Here is a 21,304-nt window from a genome sequence, read left to right on the forward strand (position 1 = left end):
TCAGGCGGTGGCCGCGAAGGCCGGGCCGTCCAACGCCGGTTCGGCGACCGGTTCGATGGCGTAGGCCAGGATGTCGGCCACGTCGGCGACCGGGCGGACCTCCAGTGCGGCAAGCACTTCCGCCGGGACCTCGTCCAGGTCCGGTTCATTGCGAGCCGGGATGAACACCGTCTTGAGCCCGGCGCGCTGGGCGGCCAGCAGCTTCTGCTTGACGCCGCCGATCGGCAGTACCCGCCCGTTCAGCGTGACCTCGCCGGTCATGCCGACATCGGCGCGCACCTGCCTGCCCAGTGCCAGCGACACCAGGGCGGTGACCATGGTGACGCCCGCCGACGGTCCGTCCTTGGGGACCGCGCCCGCCGGGAAGTGCACGTGGATATTGCGATCCAGCACCGACGGCTCGATGCCGATCTCTTCCAGGTGCGAGCGCACGTAGGTCAGCGCGATCTGCGCGGACTCCTTCATCACGTCACCGAGCTGGCCGGTCAGGGTCAGCGAGCGCTCACCCTCCGCGGCATTGGCCTCGATGTAGAGGACGTCGCCGCCGAGGCCGGTGACCGCGAGTCCGGTCGCCACACCCGGCACCGCGGTGCGTTCCACCGAGTCGGGGGTGAAGCGCGGGCGGCCCAGGTACTCCTTGAGATCAGCCAGGTCGATCGTCAGCGTTTCGACGCTGCCGGAGGACGTTTCGGACTTCAGCAGGGCGTCGTAACCCAACTCGGCGCCGTAGCCGAGTTCGGTCACGCTGGATTCGACCGTGGCCGTGTCAGCGTCGGCTGTGCCGGATTCGGCTGCGGCCCAGTCGGTGCCGACCTCGGACAGGCGAGTCGCGGCCTTGCGCAACGCCTTCGCGATCAGCCGCTCCATCTGCCGCACCCCGGCTTCCCGGGTGTAGTTGGCGGCGATCTCGCGCAGTGCCGCGTCGGTGACGGTCACCTCGTCGGCGGTCAACGCGTTGCGTTCCAGCTGCCGCGGCACCAGGAAGTCGCGGGCGATAGCGACCTTGTCGTCCTCGGTGTAGCCGTCGACGGTGATCAGCTCCATCCGGTCCAGCAGTGGGCCGGGGATGGTCTCCATGACATTGGCGGTGGCGATGAACAGCACGTCGGACAGGTCGAGGTCCAGATCCAGATAGTGATCGCGGAACGTGTGGTTCTGCGCCGGATCGAGCACCTCGAGCAGCGCGGCCGCCGGGTCGCCACGGAAGTCCGAGCCGACCTTGTCGATCTCGTCCAGCAGGACAACGGGATTCATCGAACCCGCCTCCTTGATCGCGCGGACGATCCGGCCGGGCAGCGCGCCGACGTAGGTGCGCCGGTGGCCGCGGATCTCGGCCTCGTCGCGCACGCCGCCGAGTGCGACCCGAACGAACTTGCGGCCCATGGCCCTGGCCACGGATTCACCGAGCGAGGTCTTGCCGACGCCGGGCGGACCGACCAGTGCGAGCACCGCGCCGGAGCCACGCCCGCCGACGACCTCCAGCCCGCGCGCGGCCCGCCGCGAACGCACGGCCAGGTACTCGACCATGCGGTCCTTCACCTCGTCCAGGCCGTGGTGGTCGGCGTCCAGCACCGCGCGGGCGGCCGAGACATCGGTGCTGTCGGTGGTTCGCACCGTCCACGGCAGCTCGAGCACCGTGTCCAGCCAGGTCCGGATCCAGCCGGATTCCGGGCTCTGATCGCTGGCCCGCTCCAGCCTGCCGACCTCGCGCAACGCCTCCTCGCGGACCTTGTCCGGTAGGTCGGCCTGCTCGATCCGGGTGCGGTAGTCGTCGGCGCCGTCGGGCTCGTCCTCGCCGAGTTCCTTGCGGATCGCGTTGAGCTGCTGGCGCAGCAGGAACTCGCGCTGGCTCTTCTCCAGACCCTCGCGGACATCGTCACTGATCTTCTCGGTGATCTCGGCCTCGGCGATGTGGTCCTTGGTCCACTCGATCAGCGTGTTCAACCGCTGCTTCACGTCCGGGGTTTCGAGCAGTTCACGCTTCTGATCGTCGGTCAGGTACGGCGCGTACCCCGCGGTGTCGGCGATCGCCGACGGATCGGTCAGCTGATTGACCGCGTCGATGATCTGCCAGGCCTCGCGGCGCTGCAGCACCGAAACGACCAGCTTCTTGTATTCGGCGGCCAGCTCTTTGGTCCTGCCGTCCGGCGTTGGCGTCTCGACCGGCTCGGCCTCGACCCACAGCGCGGCACCCGGACCGGTGACCCCGTGCCCGATCTTGGCACGCCGCTCGGCCTTCAATACCGCCGCGGGCGCACCGCCGCGCATCCGGCCCACCTGTTCGATGGTGGCGACCACACCGTAGGAGGCGTAGCCCTCGGTCAGCCGCGGCGCGAGCAGCACGGCTTCGGTTTTCGCGGCGCGCGCGGCGTCGATGGCGGCCTGCGCCGATTCGTCCAGTTCGATGGGCACGACCATGCCCGGCAGCACGATCGGATCGGTCAGGAACAGCACCGGCAGGTTCTGAGGTGTAGTCACGTGTTCGACCCTTCCAAAAGTTGAGCGATGCCTACTCAACCCCACCCCCGCCACGTTTGTTCCACCCCTAGCCCATCGTTCGCTGTGGGCGAAGTCGGAGTCTCGCTGGCACGGTCGCGGAGCGGCCCCGCGCGAATTCGTATGGGTCACCGCTCGTGACGGCGGGTTGTCCGAGGGCGACCGGTGACGCTGTCGGAGATGGCGGTCTTCGGGTTCCCGCGGAAATGGTGTTGCCTGGCATATCGTGGATCCGGCTGCGCCGCTGGTCGGTGGCAGTTTCTCGGTAGAGCGCGCCCAGGAGTGAGACCGCCGAGGGGAGCAGGTGTATGAGCCAGCCGGCTCGCAGGGGGAATGACTGGAGACCGGCGGGGGTGGTGCTTGCGGTGGTCGGTGCGCTGATCGCGGGGCCGTCGGTGCTCGCGGCGCTGGTGCCGATCAGGGAGACGGCGGTGGACCGAGGGGGCGAGATCGAGTTGACGGCGCCGGGGGAGGAGCCGGACACGGTGCGCTTTTCCGGTGTGGACGGGTGGCAGCGCAGGCCGACGGGTGATCAGACCACCGCGGTGCTGACCGCGCCGGATGGGTCGCGGCTCGCGGTCAGCGTGGTGGGCGGGGTCACGGATTTCACCGAGGCCACCGGGTGGCGGCTGAAAGTGCTCGGCGTACAAGGGTTCGACGCGTACTTCGACGGTGGGGAGGTCGAGACGGGCAACGGCTTCAGTGGCCCGACCTGTCGCGGCTCGGACCGTGCCGGGGTGTGCGCCATCGTCGGCAACGACAAACTGGCGGTCACGCTGGTGCTGGCCGGTGACGACGCCACCCTGTCCGAGCTAACGCAGGTGCTGGAGACATTGACGGTGCGCCGATGAGCTGGTTCCAGCCGAGGTCGGCGCTGTTGTGGACGTACTGCCTGATCTCGATTCTCGGCTTGTCAGGGCTGATCCTCCAACTGGCCCCCGTAGCAACACTGACCTGGCGCGACATGCTGGCGGGCTTGCCGTTCACCCTCGCGACCCTCGTCGTATTCGGCGCGCTGATCCTGCATTTGGATCGCCTCCGGGCGCGGCGGCGGATCAGAACGCCGCTCATCATGGGCTTCGTGTGGGGCGCGCTGGCGGGCCCCGGCATCGCCATGTTCGCCAACGATCACAACATGCGGGTGATCCAGAATCTCGCCGGTGACGCGTTCGCCATGAACTGGCAGGCACCGATTTCCGCGGCGATCGTGGAGGAGGCGATCAAGGGCGTCGGCGTCTTCGCGGTCGCGTGGCTGTTTCGTCCCCTGCTGAATCGGCCGATCCACGGACTGCTGCTCGGCGGCTGCACCGGCCTCGGCTTCCAGGTGGTCGAGAACATCACCTACGAGGCCAACGCCGGATTGCTGTCCGCGCAGGACGATCCGGCGAACGCGGTGCTCGTCGGCGTCGTGCGGCTGCTCACCGGCATCACCTCGCACTGGATGCTCACCGGCCTGGCCGGTATCGGCATCGTGCTCGCGGTGGCTCGATCGGACTGGCCGGGCAGACGGCGCGCCCAGGTCTTCGTGATGTTCTATCTGCTCGGTGCCGCACTGCATTTCGGCTGGGACGCGCCGAGCCCAGCGCGGGTCCCGGTCGGGTCGATCGCCGCGCGGACGATCCTGTACATCCTGATCTTCGCCGTGATCTACACCTGGGTGGTGCGGACCGAACGGCAATGGTTCCGGGCGGTGGTCGGTTGGGCGGTGACCACGGGCATCGCACCGGCCGGCGAACTGAGCACCTTGTTCTCGCGGCGATCCCGCCGCCGGGCCCGCGCGGCGGAACGGATGAACGGTCAGCACAGCCGACGCCAGCAGGTGCGACGGCAGCGCATCCTGCTCGACTGGGTGCAGGAGGCCGGTGCCCGATCGGGTCTTCGTTTTCCCCCGTGAGGCACCGTCGCGAGCCCCGTCCCGGTCGCGTTGACACTCGCTCCGGGACAGTGACAATGTGAGGGCCTTGATATCTCATACCGGCGGTTCCGCCGGTTCAGCCTAGGGAGATCCATCGATGAGTTCACTCGCCGCCGGCGTGTTCATCGATTGGGAAGATCTGACGGGCCAGTCCAAGTTCGTGGTCGATCTGGTCACGTTCCCGATCTTCAGCGCGCTGGCCGGCTGGCTGACCAACTGGACCGGTGTGCTGATGTTGTTCTGGCCGGAACGGTTTCGTGGCATCCGGATTCCGGGACTGCACCTGCTGTATCCGTATTTCCCGCGCCGGGTGCAGGTGCTGCCGACCTTCTCCGGGGACGGGCGCCAACTCGGCTTCCAGGGCTTCATCCCGGCACGGGCCGAGAAGATGGCCAGCATCTGCGTGGACAAGGCGCTGATGCGGATCGGTAGTCCGCGCGACTTCATCCACGAACTCGACCTGGACGGCATCGCCGATTACGTCGCGGTGCTGGCCCGCAAACAGGTGCAACCGTTGGTCGACGAGCTGATGAACCGGGAGAACCCGGACCTGTGGCGCTCGGTGCCGCGTGCGGCCAAGCAGATCATCTACCAGCGGGTCGACCGGGAAATGCCCGCGCTCTCGCGGCGCGCGTTCGAATCACTGGGCGACAATGTCGATCAGCTCATCGACATCAAGAGCTTCGTCATCCGGTATCTGCAGGACAACCCCGGCATCCTCAAGGATCTGACCACCACGATCGCGGCGCCGGAACTGCGCTTCATGGTCCGGATCGGTTTGCTCGGCGCACCGTTCGGGTTGCTGCTCGCGCTGTATATGCATGTGCACCACCACATTCCGGTGCTCGGCTGGGTGCCAGGCTGGGTGATCGTGCTGCTGGTGTCGGCCGCGATCGGCGTGATCGTCAATGTCATCGCGGTCAAGATGGTGTTCGAGCCCGGCGACCCGCAACCCTGGTACAAGTACCTGTGGCGGCAGGCGCTGCTGGCCAAGCGGCAGCCGCAGGCGGCGACCGATCTCGCGCACATCCTGGCCTATCAGGTGCTTACACTGCCGAACCTGTCCAAGGAACTGCTGGACGGCCCGAACGGCGACAAGACCCGCCAGCTGCTGGAACGGCTCATCGCCGACGAGATCCACCGGCAGCTCGGCCCGACCACCTCGTTCGTGCGCGCCGCCCTCGGGCGCCGCCAATTCGACAACCTCAAGCTGGGCGCGGCCGGGGCCGCCGTCGGCCTCGCGCCGAGCCTGGTCGAGGACGAGGAATTCACCAGGGAGCAGGCCAAGACCATCGACGTCTTCGCAGCGCGCAAGCTGCGCCAGCTGACACCGGGGGAGTTCATGGAGATGTTCTATGCGTCGGTCGAGCAGGACGCGTGGCTGCTCTATCTGCACGGCGCGCTGCTCGGACTGGTTGTCGGCGCCTCACATTTGATCGTTTTCGGCTGGTAAAAGGCGTTCTGGGCGGTCTTCCGAAATACAAGCACGCGTGCTTGCCTTTTTCTACGGGCACTGCGATGCTGATCCGCGACGGCACACGAGGCGGTGTGCCCGGCCGTACCGAAGGCAGGGAACTGATGGCTGACCTCGAAGCGCTGCTCGCCGATTTCGCCGACGAATGCGCCGATCTGGAACGAATCGTCGCCCCGCTGGCCGCCGCCGACTGGGCCCGGGCGACACCCGCTCCCGGCTGGACCATCGCCCACCAGATCGGCCATTTGGCCTGGACCGATGAGGTCGCCACGCTCGCCGCCGCCGATGCCGACGGCTTCCAGCGCCTGCTCACCGAGGCCGGGCCGAAGGCGTTGACCTTCGTCGACGAGGCCGCCGAGGAGGCGTCGACGGCACCGCCCTCGGCCCTGCTCGACCGGTGGCATCGCGGCCGCAAGTCGCTGACCGACGCGTTGCGCGCGGTACCAGCGGGCAGCAAGCTGCCGTGGTTCGGCCCGCCGATGAGCGCGGCTTCGATGATCTCCGCACGGATCATGGAGACCTGGGCACACGGCCAAGACGTGGCCGATGCCATGGGCGTCAGCCGCACCCCGACCGCGCGACTGCGCACGGTGGCTCATCTCGGCGTGCGGACCAGGAATTTCGCGTACACGGTGCACGGAAAGACACCGCCCTCGGCCGAGTTCCGGGTCGAGCTCGGCGCACCCGACGGCACGAGCTGGTCATGGGGACCCGAGGACGCCGCGCAGCGAGTTACCGGGCCTGCCCTCGATTTCTGCCTGCTGGTGACTCAACGCCGCCATCCGGACGACCTCGCGATCGATGCGGTCGGTCGGGACGCGGCGGAATGGCTCACCCTCGCACAGGCTTTCGCTGGACCAACGGGAGCGGGCCGGGTTGCGGGTCAGTTCGGCTGAAACAACAGCAGACGAAGCGACGGCCGGATGACTACATCCGACCGTCGCCAACACCCGACCCGGTCCGAAGATTCGGGAGCGGGCGAGCGCCACACTTGGGTGCGCCGTTCGTGTCGGCCGGACGCCATTGGCCGGGTGTCTCGATGTGGCAGTCGAGGATGACGCTCGCCAGCTAGAGGATTATTTACCCCCGGGTGAGGTACTGGAAACATAAACCACCCCACCGATTCGGCGGCGGTTCGCTGAGCTGCGGCGGCGGTCGGTGATGCGGCGTCGGCGGCGCTGTGATTCTGATCTCCCGGAGGCGGCGCCCTCGACGGCCCCGCCGTAACCTGGACAACTGTATGGCTTTCAACGATGCGGGCCGACTGCCAGGGGAAGCAGGGGCGGAGGGAAGGAACGCATCGTGACAACACACCGACATGTCCATATGGCGCGACACGCCGCTGTCGTGCTCGCCGGCGCCGCCAGTCTCAGCCTCACCGTGGTCGCGGGAACCTACATCGTGAACCAGATGGCCGATGCCACCCGGTCCGGCGGCGAGCACGCCGCACCGGCCGCGCCGACGGTCGAGGATGCGACGAGCGATCCCGAGTGGATGGACGCCGTGCTGACCGGTGGCAGCTACGAACTACCGGTGACATTCGCCCGGCATCAGCCGGACCTGCCCGTACCGAGCCCGAAAGCGGCTGACCCGCATAGTGGTTCGACGGTGGTACGGCAGCCGTCCTCCCCCCTGGGTGGAAAATGGCGGCTCGGTGACACCTACATCGGGGCGCAGGTTGCCACCGTCCGATCCGACACGATCGCGATCACCGTGGACACCAACGCGTTCACCGTGCTGACGGGCGTCCCGCAGTCCGACCCTGCCAAGGGCCGATCCGAAGGAAACCCGAGCATTACCCAGCTGCGCACCGAATTCGACACGCGCAGTGGCGAAGTGGTGCTGATGCTGACCGACCCGTCACTCGGCGAATACGACCTGCGACTCAACCAGCCGCAGGCATCGGAGACGAAGTCGGCGCCGGATACGAGCGCGTCGAGCAACGCCACGTCCACCATTCCCGGATCGACCACCGTCCCCGAATCGGGCTCAGCACCGACGAAGGCGATCAAGCCGTCGGCACCGCGTGGCACGGAACCCAGCGTCGCGGTTTAATTCTCGGCCTACTGTTCTCGCTATGCCGAACAGCACCTATGACTTCTGCGTGATCGGCGGTGGCATCGTCGGAGTGGCGACGGCGCATCGGATACTGCATCGCCATCCCGGCGCGTCCCTGGTGCTGCTGGAGAAGGCGGCGGCGCTCGCCACCCATCAGACCGGGCACAACAGCGGCGTCATCCATTCGGGCATCTACTATCCGCCGGACAGCCTGAAGGCGCGGCTGTGTCGGCGCGGGGCCCGCTGGACCAAGGAATTCGCTGCGGCGCATGGGATTCCGTTTCAGGTCTGCGGCAAACTACTGGTCGCCACCGATGCTGCCGAGCAGCGCAGAATGCTGGCGTTGCACGAGCGTTCGGTAACCAACGGTGTCGCGGTCGAATTGATCGACGCCGCCGAACTCCGCAGGCGCGAGCCGCGGGTGACCGGCGTCGGCGCCTTGTTCGTTCCGGACACCGGCATCGTCGACTACACCAGGATCACCAGCGCACTGGCCGACGAAGTCCGGGCGGCGGGCGGGCAACTCGTGTTCGGCGCCGAGATCACCTCGCTCACCGAGACCGACGCCGCGGTCACGGCGGCCGGACCGGCGGGCGCGTGGACGGCCAGCACCCTCGTGGTCTGCGGCGGCTTGCAGGCCGATCGGCTGGCTCGAATGGCCGGGCTGCGCAACGACTTCCGGATCGTGCCGTTTCGCGGCGAGTACTATCAGCTGCCGCCGGAGCGGGCCGGGCTGGTGCGCACGCTGATCTATCCGATTCCCGATCCGGCCCTGCCCTTTCTCGGCGTCCATCTGAGCCCGACCATCGACGGCGCGCTGACCGTCGGGCCGAACGCGGTGCTCGGGCTGGCCAGGGAGGGGTATCGCAAAGGCAGTTTCGACGCCAGAGACGCGCGTGCGGTCCTCGGCTTCCCCGGCGTGCACCGGGTGGCCGCGGCGAATCTGCGAACCGGACTACGGGAATTGCGCAACTCGCTGTTCAAGCGCGGCTATCTGGCCGAATGCAGGCGGTACTGCCCGGAGTTGACGGTTGCCGATCTACGCCCGCGGGAGGCCGGGATTCGCGCACAGGCGGTGCTGCGCGATGGCACCCTGGTGCACGACTTCATGATCGAGCGCACGCCGCGCTCGGTGCATGTGCTGAACGCACCGTCGCCCGCGGCCACCTCGGCCATGCCGATCGCCGAGCACATCGTCGATCAACTCTGAGTCAGCGACGAGCCACAGAACCGACCGACCGGTCTAATCAAGCTGTTGACCTGCGCCGAGCAACCAAGCAACCGGCCGGTCGCAATGTAAAAACCCACCTCACCAAATCCTGCGCAACCCCTCCAATAAAGAGGAAGTCTGTAGTACTTTTAACGCCAGTCGTGGAACCGGGAGGGCCTATGGGCCACATCAAGTACGCGAGTGACGTCGGAGCGCCCGTCGAGGTCGCCTTCACCTATACGGACAACCATCTGTTCGTACCGGATTGGATGTTCGCGGTCGCCGACTTCGAGCCGACCGGTGAACTCGACTCCGGCCTCGGCGCGATGTTCACGACCACCGCGCATCTGGCGTTCTGGCGGCCGACGATGACATGCGAGGTCACCGAATATCGCCGCAACGTGGTGATCGGGTATACGCTGCGTGGGCGTTTGTCCGGGACCCTGACGCTGCGCTTCGATCCGCTCGGTCACGGGCGGTCGGTGCTGACGTCCGAGGCGGAGTACAGCCAACCGCGCGGATTCGCCGGGCGCCTCTGCGTCGGTCTGGTGGATTCCGCCGTGAAATCGGCGCTCCGCCGCACCGAGTCCCAATTGCGAAGGGAGATAGAAGAATTCCACGGTACCGATCTTGTCGGTCGGATTGCGTAGGGTGCCAGCCATGATCATCGTGAGCACCGACGGATCCTGCCTCCGCAACCCCGGCGGCGCCATCGGCTGGGCTTGGGTCAATCATCAGGGCTCCTCGCGCAGCGGTGGCGGCGCGTCCGGCACCAATCAGGTCGCGGAGCTACGCGCGGTACTGGAGGCGATCCTCGCCCATCCCGGCTCCGAACCCCTTTTGATCGAAAGTGATTCGCTCTACGCGATCAAGTGCGCGTCGGAATGGATCTCGAGTTGGCGGCTCAACGGGTGGCGCACCTCCACCGGCGGCGCCGTGAAGAACGTGGAACTCATCCGGCAGATCGACAAAGCGATCGCCAGCAGACCCGGCCCGGTCCGGTTCCGTTGGGTCCGTGGACATGTCGGCAACTACTTCAACGAGCAGGCCGACGCGCTTGCCGGTGAAGCGGCTCGGAAGGCCGCCGCGACGGCGGCCGTGGCCGAGGCGAACACCGCGGAAATCCCCGTGGTGACTGTGGAAGAAACGCCGGCGGCGCCGGAAGCGCCGAGAGAAAAGGCCGCGGGGAAGGCGGCCGCGCCGTCGGCGCCGCAGACTTTAACCCTGTTCTGATCAGCCAGCGGCAGAGCGACTGCCTGAATGACCTCCGGCGGTGGTGGCTCGGCCCACCGCCGGAGGCGCTCAGTCGTTTCCCCGCTCGAACTAGTTGCCGGGCTGCGGCGTCTGCTGCCCATTCGGGGGCGTCTGCTGTTGTCCGTTCGGCGCAGGCTGATCCGCGCCTGGCGCGGGAACGCCGGGGGCCGGGGCGCCGGGCGCGCCGGGCAGGCCGGAACCAGCGCCCTTCAGCAGCGGCGAGTCGAGCTTCTCGACCAGCCACTTGTCACCGGACTTGGTCAGCTGCGCGATCAACACGACGAACTGCCGCTCCGGTGTCGTCTGGGTGAAGTTGGTCCGGTACTGCGTCAGCGTGACGAGCACCTTCGCCTCGGTCTTGTCACCGGACTGGTAACCACACTGCACGTCATCGACCCAGGACTTCACCTGTGCCTGGACCATGGCGTCCTTGAGCGCCGAGGTCGCGTCGCCGAACTCCTTGAGGAATTCGCCGCTCGCATTGGACTTCACCTTGGTGAAGTAGTCGTCGAGGTTCTTCGAGTAGTCGTAGACCGAGACGTCCTTGCCGAAGGTGCAGGCGGCCGCCGTCGAATCGTGGATCGCGTCGAGCTTCTCGCCACGATCCTTGCCCTGCAGGAAGAACACCACCACCGCGGTGATCGCCGCCACCGCGAGCACGCCCGCCGCGAACGCGGCGATCAACGGCAGCGACAGGGAACGACCTGCGGTGGACGAACTGCCTGCACCTTTACCGAGATCGTCCTTCGGCTCCGGCTTGTCGGCCTTGGTCTGCTCGACCTTCTCGGTCACTACCTTGTCGGCGGCGGCGGCTTCGGGGTCGGCTGCCGCGGACTTCTCGGTCGCACCGCTCCCGGTCGCCTTGTCCTCAGCGGTCTCGGCATCTTTGTTGGTGTCGGCGTCGTCGGTGGACATCGATACAAACCTGCACTTTCCCGGCGCGCGGGCGCACCGATCGACTAACGGGCCCGCATCTCGGGCGAACCGTACGCGTTGTACCGGCGAGTATGCCCGGACCCACGGTGTCGCCGCGGGGCCGGGGGCAACTCACCGTATCGGGGGCAGGGTCCGCTCGTTCGGATCCACACCCGGCGGCATGTGCGCGCCGTTGTTCGGCACATCGGGTCGCGGCGCGTTCGCTGCCCCACGGATCACCTGACCGGGCGGCGGGTTCTCACAGTAGTTCCACTTGGGAATCGTGCCGTCCTGGACGACCTCGTTGCGGATCCGGGTGGAGTTGTACGTGCAGAACGGCCGCGGCCAGATGTCGATCATCGCGTGGAACTCGCCGTCGTGCGCGGGCACCGCCAGCGCGTCCGCGCCCAGCGCGAGCGAGGGGAACAGCGCCCGCAAGGCGGGCAGGCGCAGCTGCGCCGCCTTCGTCATCGCCGCGAAGTTGGTGGCCAGGCTGGTGATCGGATCGGTGGTCTTGTCCAGCACCGCACCGAGGCTGTTCAGCTGCCCCGGCGCCCGTTCGAGAACGCCTTGCAGCTCGGCGTTGGCCTTGTTGAACTGGTTGAACAACGTGCCGGAGTTGCTGGTCAGGGTGGCAAGGTCGGGCTGCGCGTTCGAGGTGGTGTCGGCGATGGTGCGCAGGTTGGCGATCAGATTCGTCGTCTGCGGCAGCAGGTTGTCGAAACCCGCCATGGCCAGGCTGATGCCATTGATCATGCCGCGCAACTGGTCGGGGCCGCCGCTGAGCGCGACGTCGAGCTCGCGCAGGATCACGCCGAACTTCTCCGGATCGATCTGCGCGATGAGCGTGCTGGAATTGTCGAGGACCGACCAGATCGGGGTCGGCGTCTTGATCTTCTCCGGATCGAATGCCACCACCGCACCGTCGCGCAGGTACGGACCCTGCTCGGTGCCGGGACGGAAGTCGATGTACTGCTCGCCCGCGCCGGACAGTGCCTGTACCGAGATCGCGGTGTCGACCGGAATCTTGTACTTGCTCTCGATCTGGGCCGCCGCGGCGATCGCCTGCCCGCGGTCGGTCAGCTCGATCGAGGTCACCTTGCCGACCCGATAGCCGCGAAGGGTCACGTCGTTACCCGGCTGCAGCCCGCCCGAGCGGTCCAGGCTCACCGTGACCGTGTAGGTGGAGCGCAGCGGGTTCACCCGCATGATGCTCACCATCAGATAGGTCGCGCCGATCAGGAACACGAGCACCAGCCCGATGCTGGAGAGAACCAGCTTGTGCTGCATCAGCTTCGAGAACAAGGTCATCGGTGGCCACCTACTCGACTCTGCACGATCTGCAACACCTGGATCATGGAGCCGACGAAATCTTGTAGATCATTCAGATCCTGCAGCTTGCCGTGCTCCGGATCGGACAGCGCGCTGATGTCGAGGTTGGTCAGCGTGGCGTACACGGCGAAGCTGTTGCCGCGGAAGGTCGCATCGACCTTGGGCCGGATCTCCCGCAGGCCGTCAAGGGTGGCGCCGAGGGTGTTGTCGGTCTTCGCCAGCGCATCCATCAGCTGGTGGGTGTTGTCCAACAGGCTGGCAAGCTGCTGACCCGAGCTGTCGGCGTAATCGCCGAGCGCGGCGCTTGTCGTCGAGACCTTGGTCAGCAGTTCACCGATGGCCCGGTTGTTTTCGGCGATGGCGCCGATCATCTGCGGCAGCGTGTCCGCGACCTGGCCCAACTCACCGCGCCGTGTCTCGATGGTGGTGGCCAACGTGGCGAACTCGTTGAGCACACTGTCGACCCGGGCCGAGTTGTCGTTCAAACTGCCGACCACCCCGGTCATTTCGGTGATCAGGTGGGCAAGTGTGCCGCCGCGACCGCCGACGATGGAGTCCAGCTCCGAGGTCAGCTTGCCGAGCGCCGCGACGCCGCCACCGTTGAACAGCATGGAGATCGAGATCAGCAACTGTTCGACGGTCGCACCCGCCGAGGTCATGTCCAGCCCGAGAGTGTCGCCGCCGCGCAGCATCTCGGCGCCCGGTTCGGCCTTCGGCTTGGACACCGCGACGAACACGTCACCGAGCGGGGTGGCCTGGCGCAGTTCGGCGGTGCTGCCCTTGGGCAACTCGATGTCCTTGCGGATGGTCAGATCCACGACGGCCTGGAAGTTCTTGGTCTTGATGTTGGAGACCACCCCCACATCCGAGCCGCCGATCTTCACCTTCGCCTGATCCGGCAGGTTCAGCGCGTTCTCGAACACGGCGTGCAGGGTGTAGCTCTCACCGGACAGCCCGGGTTTGGGCAGCGGCAGCTTCTCCACCGTGAGCCCACACCCCGAGGTGATCCCTACCCCAGCCACCGCCGCGACCGCGACCAGTGCGCGGCGGGCCTTCATCGTCATGCGGTACGTCATTTCGTCAGTCCGAGCAGTGCGGCGGTGAGTCCGTAATCGGGCCCGAAGTCCTGGACATTTCCGGTGCGGCAACCGTCCGCCCTCATCTGGAGCCGCTCGCAGAACAAACTCACGATCTCACCGGAGAGGAAGGTGCCGAGCACACCGACCAACCGGACATAACCGTGCTCGCGGTTCATGATCCGGTCGACGTTTTGGAAAACCATCGGCGCGACATCCACGACTTCGGTGATGCCGTAGGCGTTCTCGCGCAGCTGCTGGGTCACGTTGGTCAGACCGGTCAGCGAACCGGACAGCTGGTCCTGATATTGGACGAGGGTGCTGCTGGTGTTGGCCAGGAAGTCGTTGACCTGGTTGAGCGTGGCCTGCAAGCCTGGCGACTGTTCGGCGAGCAGACCGGTCATCTGAGTCATCCGATTGCTGAAATCCCGCACCGACTGGTCATTTTCGGCCAGCATGGTGGTCAGCTCGTTCAACTTGATGATGATGTTGGACACCGCGTCTTTGTTGTCCACGCCGACCTTCAGCGCGCCGGACAGCGCGTTGAGCGTGTCCCGCATCTTCTCACCGTTGCCGTTGACCATCGGATACAGCACCCGGCCCGACAGCGGACCGATGCCCTCGGTGCCCGGCTCCGGCTTGAGCGCGGCCGCGAACTGATCGATGGTCTTGATCATCGTGTCGAGTTCGACCGGGGTCTTGGTCTTGCCCAGCGGTAGATGCGCGCCGTCGGCCAGGGTGTCGCCCTTGGTGTAGACGGGGGTGAGTTCGACGTGCCGGTCGGTGACGATCGACGGCGAAATGATCGCGGCCATCGCGTCTTTCGGAATCTTCACGTCGTTGTTGATCGACAGGTGCACCTCGACGAGGGTGCCCTTCGGCACGATCTTCTCGACCTTCCCGACATCGAGTCCGAGCACGGTGACCGGGTTGCCCTCGTAGATACCCGCGATGTTCTCGAAGTCGGCGGTGATCCGTGTCGTGTTGCCGAGCGCGTTGTTCACCGAGCTCGGCACGAGCGAGCAACTGCCGACGGCCAACGCCGCGGCGCTGACCACGAGCATCTTGGCCACTCTGCGGAGCCGCTGAGTCGTCTGAGTCATCACTGGCACCCCTCGATCACGTTGACGCGGCACAACCAGTTGTCGGGGAAAACCCAGGGCAACCCGACCGAGCCGTACGGCCCGCTGCCGCCCCACGAGTTCGCCAGGTAGCGCACCGTCGGCGGCATCAGCGACAGCAGCCGGTCCAGGTTGTCCTTGTTCTTCTGCAAGCCCTCGGCCATGATGTTCAGCTGCTCGATGGTCGGGCCGAGCTGGTTGTCGTTCTGCGCGCCGATTTCCTGCAACTGCCTGGTGAGCTCGGCGACATTGTCGAGCAGCTGGCGCAGCAGGCCCTGGCGTTCCATCACCCGATTGGCGATGGCCTCGCCCTGGGTGATCACCAGCAGCACGCTGTTGCGATTGTCGGCGAGAATCTGGGTGACCCGGTTCAGATCCTTGAGCAGGCTGTCGACCTCGTCTCGGCGGGTGTCCATCACCTTGGCCAGCGCACCGACGCTGTCGAGCGCCTGGGCCAGCAGGTGCGGAGAATCGCCCATCTGCTGGTTGATCAGGTTCAGCGACTCGGACAGCTTCTTCGTGTCGAGCGCCTGGAACTTCGGCGTGCCTTCCTGCACCACGTCGGCCAGGTTGTACGGAACCGCCGTGTTGGACAGCGGGATTCGACCACCCTTCAGGCCGGAGCCGTCGCCGGGGTCCAGATCCACGTACCTGGCGCCGAGCAGGGTGGCCATCTTGATCGCGGCGCGCGCGTCGGGGCCGAGCTTCACGCCGTTGTCGACGCTCAGCGTCAGCAGCACGTGGTCACCCTCGAGCTTCGCCCCGTCCACCCGGCCGCTCGTCACGCCCGCGACGCTGACCCGGTCGCCGACCTTGATCCCGGCGGCCTGCACGAACTCGGCCTTGATCGACTGTTCACCGACGCCGATCAGCTTGACCAGACTCGACGCGAGCAGCAGCACCACGATGAGGGCGCCGCCGACGATGCCGAGCCAGAAGTAGCGGTTGTTGTTGAACCGAGTCTTCATCTTCGTGATCATGGGCGGCACACCGCCGACTGTGCCTTGCCGCCGATACCGAGGCTGTGGATGAACCCACGCGGGAACAGCACGCCGTAGAGCGAGATGTCCAAGCCGCAGAGGTAGGCGTTGGCGTAGCCACCCTCGGAGGTATGCCTGCCCGCGGCCGAGATGATATTGGGCAGGTCGATGGCCGCCTGGTCCAGCTTCGCGCCGTTGGCGAGCAGCAGGGTCAGCGCGGCACTGGTGGAGTTCTGCGCGGTCTGCAGCTTCGGCTGGATCTGACCGACCATCTCCACCAGCGAGCTGGTGGCGTCGGCGATCTGCACCGTCGATGCCTGCAAGGACTGGCCCTGCTCGTACAACCCACCGATCAAGGCCCGGGTCTGGGTCACCAGGGTCTCCAATTCATCACCTCGTCTGGCCAACCCCGCCATCACACCGGAGAGGTTGGTGATCACATCGGACAGGATCGCGTCCCGCCGCTGGAAATCGGTGGCCAACTGTGCGGCCTGAACGATGAACGCGCTCAACGAGACTCCATCACCCTGCAAGGCCTGGATGAAGGTCTCCGACAGGCGATTCACCTGCTCGGGCTGCAATGCCTGGAACAGTGGCTGAAAACCGTTGAGCAGACCGGAGACATCGAACGACGGCTCGGTCCGTTCCAGCGGAATCGACCCGTTGTTCTTCAGCTGCGCCGGGTTCGACGACTTGCCCGGAGCCAGCGCCACATATCGCTGACCGATCAAATTCTGATAGCGGACAAGGGCTTTGGTGTCATCGAACAGGGTTTGATCCCGCTGCACGACGAAAGTCACCTTCGCCACTTGCTTTTTCGACTTGGCCTCGCGGTCCAGCTCGATCTTTTCGATCTTGCCGACACGCACACCCGCCATCCGGACGTCATCGCCCTCGTGCAGGCCGAGTACGTCGGAGAACGTTGCCGAATAGGTGTTCGTGTCGCCATCTACGATGCGCGCCAACGTATTCCACACGACAACCGTGACGAGAATCGACACGATGGCGAAGATGCCGAAGCCGATCAGCGGTTTACGTATACTCATCGGCCCGCCCCGCTTTCGGCCACGTGCATGGTCCCGCCCTTCAGAATCGAGCTCAGCAGCAGATATTCGGCGGTGGTCGGCTTGCGGCCGAGCAACGTGGTGATCGCGGCGTCACCCTGGTAGGAGATGGCGCCCGCGGACGGGATGCTCGCCGGTGCGGCGGCCGGTGCCACCGGGGCCGGATCGGGAGCCGGTGCCGGCGCGGGGGCGGGCGGTTGACCGAAGCCGGGCAGCATCGGGATCAGGCCCTCGAGCGGGGTGCCCGCGAACGGATTCGGCATGCTCGGCACAGCACCCTCGGCGGGCCGGGCATCCGGTGTGGTGATGCCCGGAATCAGAGGCAGACCCGGCATCGGCAGCACCGGCGGCAGCCCGGCCGCCGAGTCGAGCTTGCGTGGCTTCAGTTTGTCGGGCATCGGCGGCAGCTCGTTCACCGCGGGCGCGGTGAAGCAGCTTGGTCCGGCCAGCTCGTCGTAGCGCGGGCAGTCGGCCACCGTGTACGGCTTGTACGGAGTGAGCGTGATGCCCGCGTTCCACACCTGCTGCTTCTGCGGACCCCAGGTGAAGGTGGAGTCCATCCTGCGAGTCAGTTCGCCGAGGTTCAGGATCGTCTGGGTGATCGCGTTGGGATCCGCGGCCACCGCGCCGAACATGTCGCTCGTGCCCTGGGTGACCTGCTTGCCCACGTCCCCGTTGCGGGCGAACAGATTGTTGACGGTGTCGACCGTGTTACCGGTGCCGGTGATCAGGGCGACCAATTCGCTGCGCCGGTCGGCGATGGTGCGTGCGGTCTCCACCGAGGTGCCGAGCACGCCGAGCAGTTCCGGCGCGGACTGGTTGAGGGCGTGCACCGAACTGGAGAAGTCGCCAAGCAGCACACCGAGGTTCGGGATCGAGTCGTCGACCGACTGGAGCCAGCGATCGAACCGTTCGACGGTGGAGCCCGGCATCCGGCCGCTGCCGTCGAGTGCCTGCGACAGGGTGCCGAGCACGCGACCGAACTGCACCGGGTCGATCTGGTCCAGGATGTTGCGGACCGTGGTGAGCGTGTCCTGCAGGGCGATGGTGCCCGCGCTGCGGTCTTCCTCGATCACCGAGCCCTCGCGCAGGTACTGATCCGCCGGGCCGTTGAAGACCAGCTCGACCGACGTGACGGCGAACAGGTTGCTCGGCACCACGCGGGCGGTGACGTTGGCCGGAACGCCCTTGGCGAACTCCGGCTTCACCTCGATCTTCACCTTCTGCAGCTCGCCCTTGGCCGCGACCTCGACCTCCTTGACCGCGCCGACGAGCACGCCGCGGAACTTGACGTCGGCATCCGAGGGCAGCCCGTCACCGGTGGTGGTGAGGTTCGCGGTGACATTCACCTTCTCGACGAAGTAGCCCTGGTACCTGGCCATCAGGAAGCCGAGCACCACTGCGAGGACAACAAGCCCGCCGACGCCCGCGAGCAGCAGTTGACGCATCGTGGGTCCACGCCCACTGGGATCAATGATCATCTGGTGCTACCCCGAGATCCGGATGCCGGGGTTGACGCCCCAGATCGCCAATGTCATGAACAGGTTCGCGAAGACGACTGCGATGATGCACACCTTGATCGCCCGGCCGGCCGCAACGCCGACGCCCTCCGGTCCGCCGGAGGCGAAGAAACCGTAGTAGCACTGAATGAACGTGGTGATCGCGACGAACAGGATCGCCTTGAGCAAGGAGTAGATCACGTCCGTCGGTACCAGGAATTGGTAGAAGTAGTGCTGGTAGGTACCGGTCGGCGTGCCACCGACCAGCTGCACGGTGAGCGCGCAGGACAGGTAGGCCATGGCCAGGCCGAGGCAGTACAGCGGAATGATCGCGATCATCGCCGCGAACATCCTGGTGCTGATCAGGTAGGGCAGCGGCCGGATCGCGATGGACTCCAGCGCGTCGATCTCCTCGGAGATGCGCATGGCGCCGAGTTGCGCGGTGAACCGGCAGCCCGCCTGCGCGGCGAAGGCGATCGTCGCGAGCAGCGGGCCGAGTTCGCGGGTGGTGGCGAAGGCGGAGACGGCGCCGGTGATCGGGCTCAAGCCGAGCAGGTTCAGCGAGTTGTAGCCCTGGATACCGACGGTCATCCCGCCGAACGCGCTGAGAATGACCACCACGCCGATGGTGCCGCCGCCGACGACCAGGTTCCCGTTGCCCCAGGTGACGTCGGAGAGCAGCCGCCACACTTCCTTGGGATAGTGCTTGAGCGCCAACGGGATCGAGCCGATCGAGCGCAGCAGGAAGAACACCTGGTGGCCCAGCTTGGCGAGCAGATCGACCGGCGCCTGCGCGGTTTTACGAAACTGCTGGAACGGCCGCAGTAGCGGAGGTACATACGTCGACGACACTCAGACCACCTGTGACGGGAACAGTGCGTTGTACACCTGGGTGATGATCAGGTTCACCCCGAACAACATGATGGCGGAACTCACCACCGCGGAATTCACCGCGTTGGCCACGCCGCCGGGGCCACCACGGGCATTCAATCCGTTGTCGCAGGCGATGATCGCGGCGAGTAGCCCGAAAATCAACGATTTGACCAGTGCGACAAAGAGATCGCGGGTTACCGCGAACGAGGAGAACGTGCCGATATAGGAACCCGGCGTACCGCCCTGCGCGAAAATATTGAAGATGTAACCAGTCAGGAAGCCGACAAATACGACGAAGCCACAGAGCAGCACGCTGACCAGCATCGCCGCGCCGAGCCGGGGTGCGACCAGCCTGCGCAGCGGGTCGACGCCCATCACCTTCATGGCGTCGATCTCCTCGCGGATGGTGCGCGAGCCGAGATCGGCGCACACCGCGGAGCCGACCGCTCCGGCGATCATCAGCGAGGTGACGAGGGGAGCGCCCTGCTGGATGATGCCGAGGCCGTTGGCCGCGCCGATGAAGGAGGTGGCGCCGACCTGGCCTGCGATCGAGCCGACCTGGATGGAGACGATGACGCCGATCGGGATGGCGACCAGCAATGTCGGCGCCGCCGAGACGCTGGACATGAACGCGCACTGGCGAATGAACTCACGGAAGGGGAAGCGACGCCGGAAGATTGCGACGAACAGTTCGGCTACTGCCGCGATTCCCATGGTGATCTGGCGACCGAAGGTCTCCAGTGAAGCCTTCGGATGGTCCGCCCAGTAACCCTTGGTCCAATCGACCGCATCACTCATCCGTGATCCTGTTGGTGGACTCTCGGTCGACTGCACTGGCTAACCCCTCTCGACGCCGGTTGGCTGCCCCGACGACTTGTTTGCTTGACGCACCTTACTACGTAGTAAGCCAGAACACACCACCCTCCTGTGATTGCAGTCATAGAGCCCGATCACTGTGACGGAAACACTAAGACCGCAGGCCTCGACATTGGGTCAGAGCCCAAAGCGGAGGGGTGATCTTCTGGAACAAGTTACAGGTCAGCCGGGTGAATCGGCCGCCCACACAAGGGGGTTCGACCAATTTATTCGGAAAATATTCATTCAAAATGGCATTTGATTCCAGAACAGAACAGACCGAGTTGTACTACTGTTCGATTACGAACTCGAACCGGACATTGGCCTTTCTCATAGCGTGTGGCTATTATTCGAAATAAGAGACAAACAGGTCATTCTGTCGGAAATAGGGTTAAGGCTCGCCGCCGTGGTCACCCTTCACTAGGTGACGCGCCCGGGCCCGAATACTGACACGATGGGTGCGACAGATTGATATCGTGCGGGCTTCCGACGTCTGGAGGGACATGTTCAGCAAACTCGCCAAGGTGGCCAACGCCGCCTTCGCCGTAACCCTCGGTGCGGCGCTGCTCGGGACGGGCGCGGGGGCCGCGCAAGCGGAGCCGGGCCCGCCGGTCGTGGGCGGCGGTTCCGGCATCATCATCGACAACCAATTCGAGTGCACCGTCACCACCGTCGGTCACGATGGCGCGGGACGGCTGGTCGGTCTGACCGCGGGCCACTGCGGTGATCCCGGTGCCGAGGTCTTCGCGGAGGTCAACCGTGGCGCCGGCGTGGTCGGCCGGTTCGTCTACTCCAACCATGAGCTCGACTACGCGGTCATCGAGTTCGAGCCGGGCAAGATCATCCCGGTGAACCGGATCGGCAATGTCACCATCACCGGGCTCGGCGCACCGGCGCAATTCCCGATGATCGTCTGCAAAGAAGGCCGGACCACCGGCAACACCTGCGGTATCAGCTGGGGTGACGTCTTCGGGTCGAACATGGAGACCTGGAGCCAGATGTGCGTGGTGGAAGGCGATTCCGGGGCACCGGTCGTCATCGGCACCACCCTCGTCGGCATGGTGAACGCCTACCTCGCCATCGCCTGCTTCGGCCCCGAGGTCGGCACCAACATGACCGCGATCATCGACGACATGAATGCCCGCGGCGGCATAGGCGCAGGCTATACGCCTATTTAGGGCT

General features: G+C 66.0%; 19 protein-coding genes. 9 read left to right on the forward strand and 10 right to left on the reverse strand.

The window, feature by feature from the left end; genetic code table 11:
- Positions 1-2,478: an endopeptidase La gene (lon, locus tag KV110_RS40980; protein ID WP_281427727.1), complete on the reverse strand. Its 2,478-nt coding sequence runs from the start codon at positions 2,476-2,478 to the stop codon at positions 1-3.
- A gap of 326 nt (positions 2,479-2,804) precedes the next feature.
- On the opposite strand from lon, the gene KV110_RS40985 reads away from it, so the two are divergent.
- The 8 genes from KV110_RS40985 to KV110_RS41020 all read left to right on the forward strand — a co-directional run bounded on the left by KV110_RS40985 (position 2,805) and on the right by KV110_RS41020 (position 10,386).
- Positions 2,805-3,347, forward strand: coding sequence for a hypothetical protein (locus KV110_RS40985; protein ID WP_218472447.1), 543 nt, complete (start codon positions 2,805-2,807; stop codon positions 3,345-3,347).
- Complete coding sequence (locus KV110_RS40990) at positions 3,344-4,390, forward strand: PrsW family intramembrane metalloprotease (RefSeq protein ID WP_218472448.1); 1,047 nt, start codon at positions 3,344-3,346, stop codon at positions 4,388-4,390. Before KV110_RS40985 ends, KV110_RS40990 begins: the two co-directional genes overlap by 4 nt.
- 118 nt (positions 4,391-4,508) lie before the next feature.
- Positions 4,509-5,864: a DUF445 domain-containing protein gene (locus tag KV110_RS40995; RefSeq protein WP_218472449.1), complete on the forward strand. Its 1,356-nt coding sequence runs from the start codon at positions 4,509-4,511 to the stop codon at positions 5,862-5,864.
- Between the two features lie 125 nt (positions 5,865-5,989).
- A complete protein-coding gene (locus tag KV110_RS41000) occupies positions 5,990-6,781 on the forward strand; it encodes a TIGR03084 family metal-binding protein (RefSeq protein WP_218472450.1) in 792 nt (263 codons plus the stop codon).
- Positions 6,782-7,187: 406 nt separating this feature from the next.
- Positions 7,188-7,940 (forward strand): hypothetical protein, encoded by a 753-nt coding sequence (locus tag KV110_RS41005; RefSeq protein WP_218472451.1) that lies wholly within the window; start codon positions 7,188-7,190, stop codon positions 7,938-7,940.
- A gap of 22 nt (positions 7,941-7,962) precedes the next feature.
- The gene (gene lhgO / locus KV110_RS41010) at positions 7,963-9,153 is read left to right on the forward strand and encodes an L-2-hydroxyglutarate oxidase (RefSeq protein WP_218472452.1); all 1,191 of its coding nucleotides are present in this window, start codon (positions 7,963-7,965) and stop codon (positions 9,151-9,153) included.
- A 179-nt stretch (positions 9,154-9,332) separates the two neighbouring features.
- On the forward strand, positions 9,333-9,803 hold the full coding sequence (locus KV110_RS41015) for an SRPBCC family protein (RefSeq protein ID WP_218472453.1): 471 nt from the start codon (positions 9,333-9,335) through the stop codon (positions 9,801-9,803).
- Between the two features lie 10 nt (positions 9,804-9,813).
- Complete coding sequence (locus KV110_RS41020) at positions 9,814-10,386, forward strand: ribonuclease H family protein (RefSeq protein WP_218472454.1); 573 nt, start codon at positions 9,814-9,816, stop codon at positions 10,384-10,386.
- Between the two features lie 90 nt (positions 10,387-10,476).
- Here KV110_RS41020 and KV110_RS41025 read toward each other — a convergent pair whose 3' ends face one another.
- The 9 genes from KV110_RS41025 to KV110_RS41065 all read right to left on the reverse strand — a co-directional run bounded on the left by KV110_RS41025 (position 10,477) and on the right by KV110_RS41065 (position 20,065).
- Positions 10,477-11,322, reverse strand: a complete 846-nt coding sequence (locus KV110_RS41025; protein ID WP_218472455.1) for a hypothetical protein — start codon at positions 11,320-11,322, stop codon at positions 10,477-10,479.
- Positions 11,323-11,454: 132 nt separating this feature from the next.
- Complete coding sequence (locus tag KV110_RS41030) at positions 11,455-12,633, reverse strand: MlaD family protein (RefSeq protein WP_218472456.1); 1,179 nt, start codon at positions 12,631-12,633, stop codon at positions 11,455-11,457.
- A complete protein-coding gene (locus KV110_RS41035; RefSeq protein WP_218472457.1) occupies positions 12,630-13,718 on the reverse strand; it encodes an MCE family protein in 1,089 nt (362 codons plus the stop codon). The genes KV110_RS41030 and KV110_RS41035 overlap by 4 nt, the downstream gene beginning before the upstream one ends.
- Before the next feature lie 8 nt (positions 13,719-13,726).
- Entirely contained in the window at positions 13,727-14,833 is a 1,107-nt protein-coding gene (locus KV110_RS41040; protein ID WP_218472458.1) for an MlaD family protein, read from the reverse strand.
- Positions 14,833-15,819 (reverse strand): MCE family protein, encoded by a 987-nt coding sequence (locus tag KV110_RS41045; RefSeq protein ID WP_378735200.1) that lies wholly within the window; start codon positions 15,817-15,819, stop codon positions 14,833-14,835. The genes KV110_RS41040 and KV110_RS41045 overlap by 1 nt, the downstream gene beginning before the upstream one ends.
- Before the next feature lie 8 nt (positions 15,820-15,827).
- Entirely contained in the window at positions 15,828-16,877 is a 1,050-nt protein-coding gene (locus tag KV110_RS41050; protein ID WP_218472460.1) for an MCE family protein, read from the reverse strand.
- On the reverse strand, positions 16,874-18,376 hold the full coding sequence (locus KV110_RS41055) for an MlaD family protein (protein ID WP_218472461.1): 1,503 nt from the start codon (positions 18,374-18,376) through the stop codon (positions 16,874-16,876). Before KV110_RS41055 ends, KV110_RS41050 begins: the two co-directional genes overlap by 4 nt.
- Before the next feature lie 6 nt (positions 18,377-18,382).
- A complete protein-coding gene (locus KV110_RS41060; RefSeq protein WP_218472462.1) occupies positions 18,383-19,246 on the reverse strand; it encodes an ABC transporter permease in 864 nt (287 codons plus the stop codon).
- The gene (locus tag KV110_RS41065; RefSeq protein ID WP_218472463.1) at positions 19,247-20,065 is read right to left on the reverse strand and encodes an ABC transporter permease; all 819 of its coding nucleotides are present in this window, start codon (positions 20,063-20,065) and stop codon (positions 19,247-19,249) included.
- Between the two features lie 560 nt (positions 20,066-20,625).
- On the opposite strand from KV110_RS41065, the gene KV110_RS41070 reads away from it, so the two are divergent.
- Positions 20,626-21,300, forward strand: coding sequence for a S1 family peptidase (locus KV110_RS41070; protein ID WP_218472464.1), 675 nt, complete (start codon positions 20,626-20,628; stop codon positions 21,298-21,300).
- Positions 21,301-21,304 lie beyond the last annotated feature (4 nt).

The organism is Nocardia iowensis (assembly GCF_019222765.1).
GTDB classification, from domain to species: Bacteria; Actinomycetota; Actinomycetes; order Mycobacteriales; family Mycobacteriaceae; genus Nocardia; species Nocardia iowensis.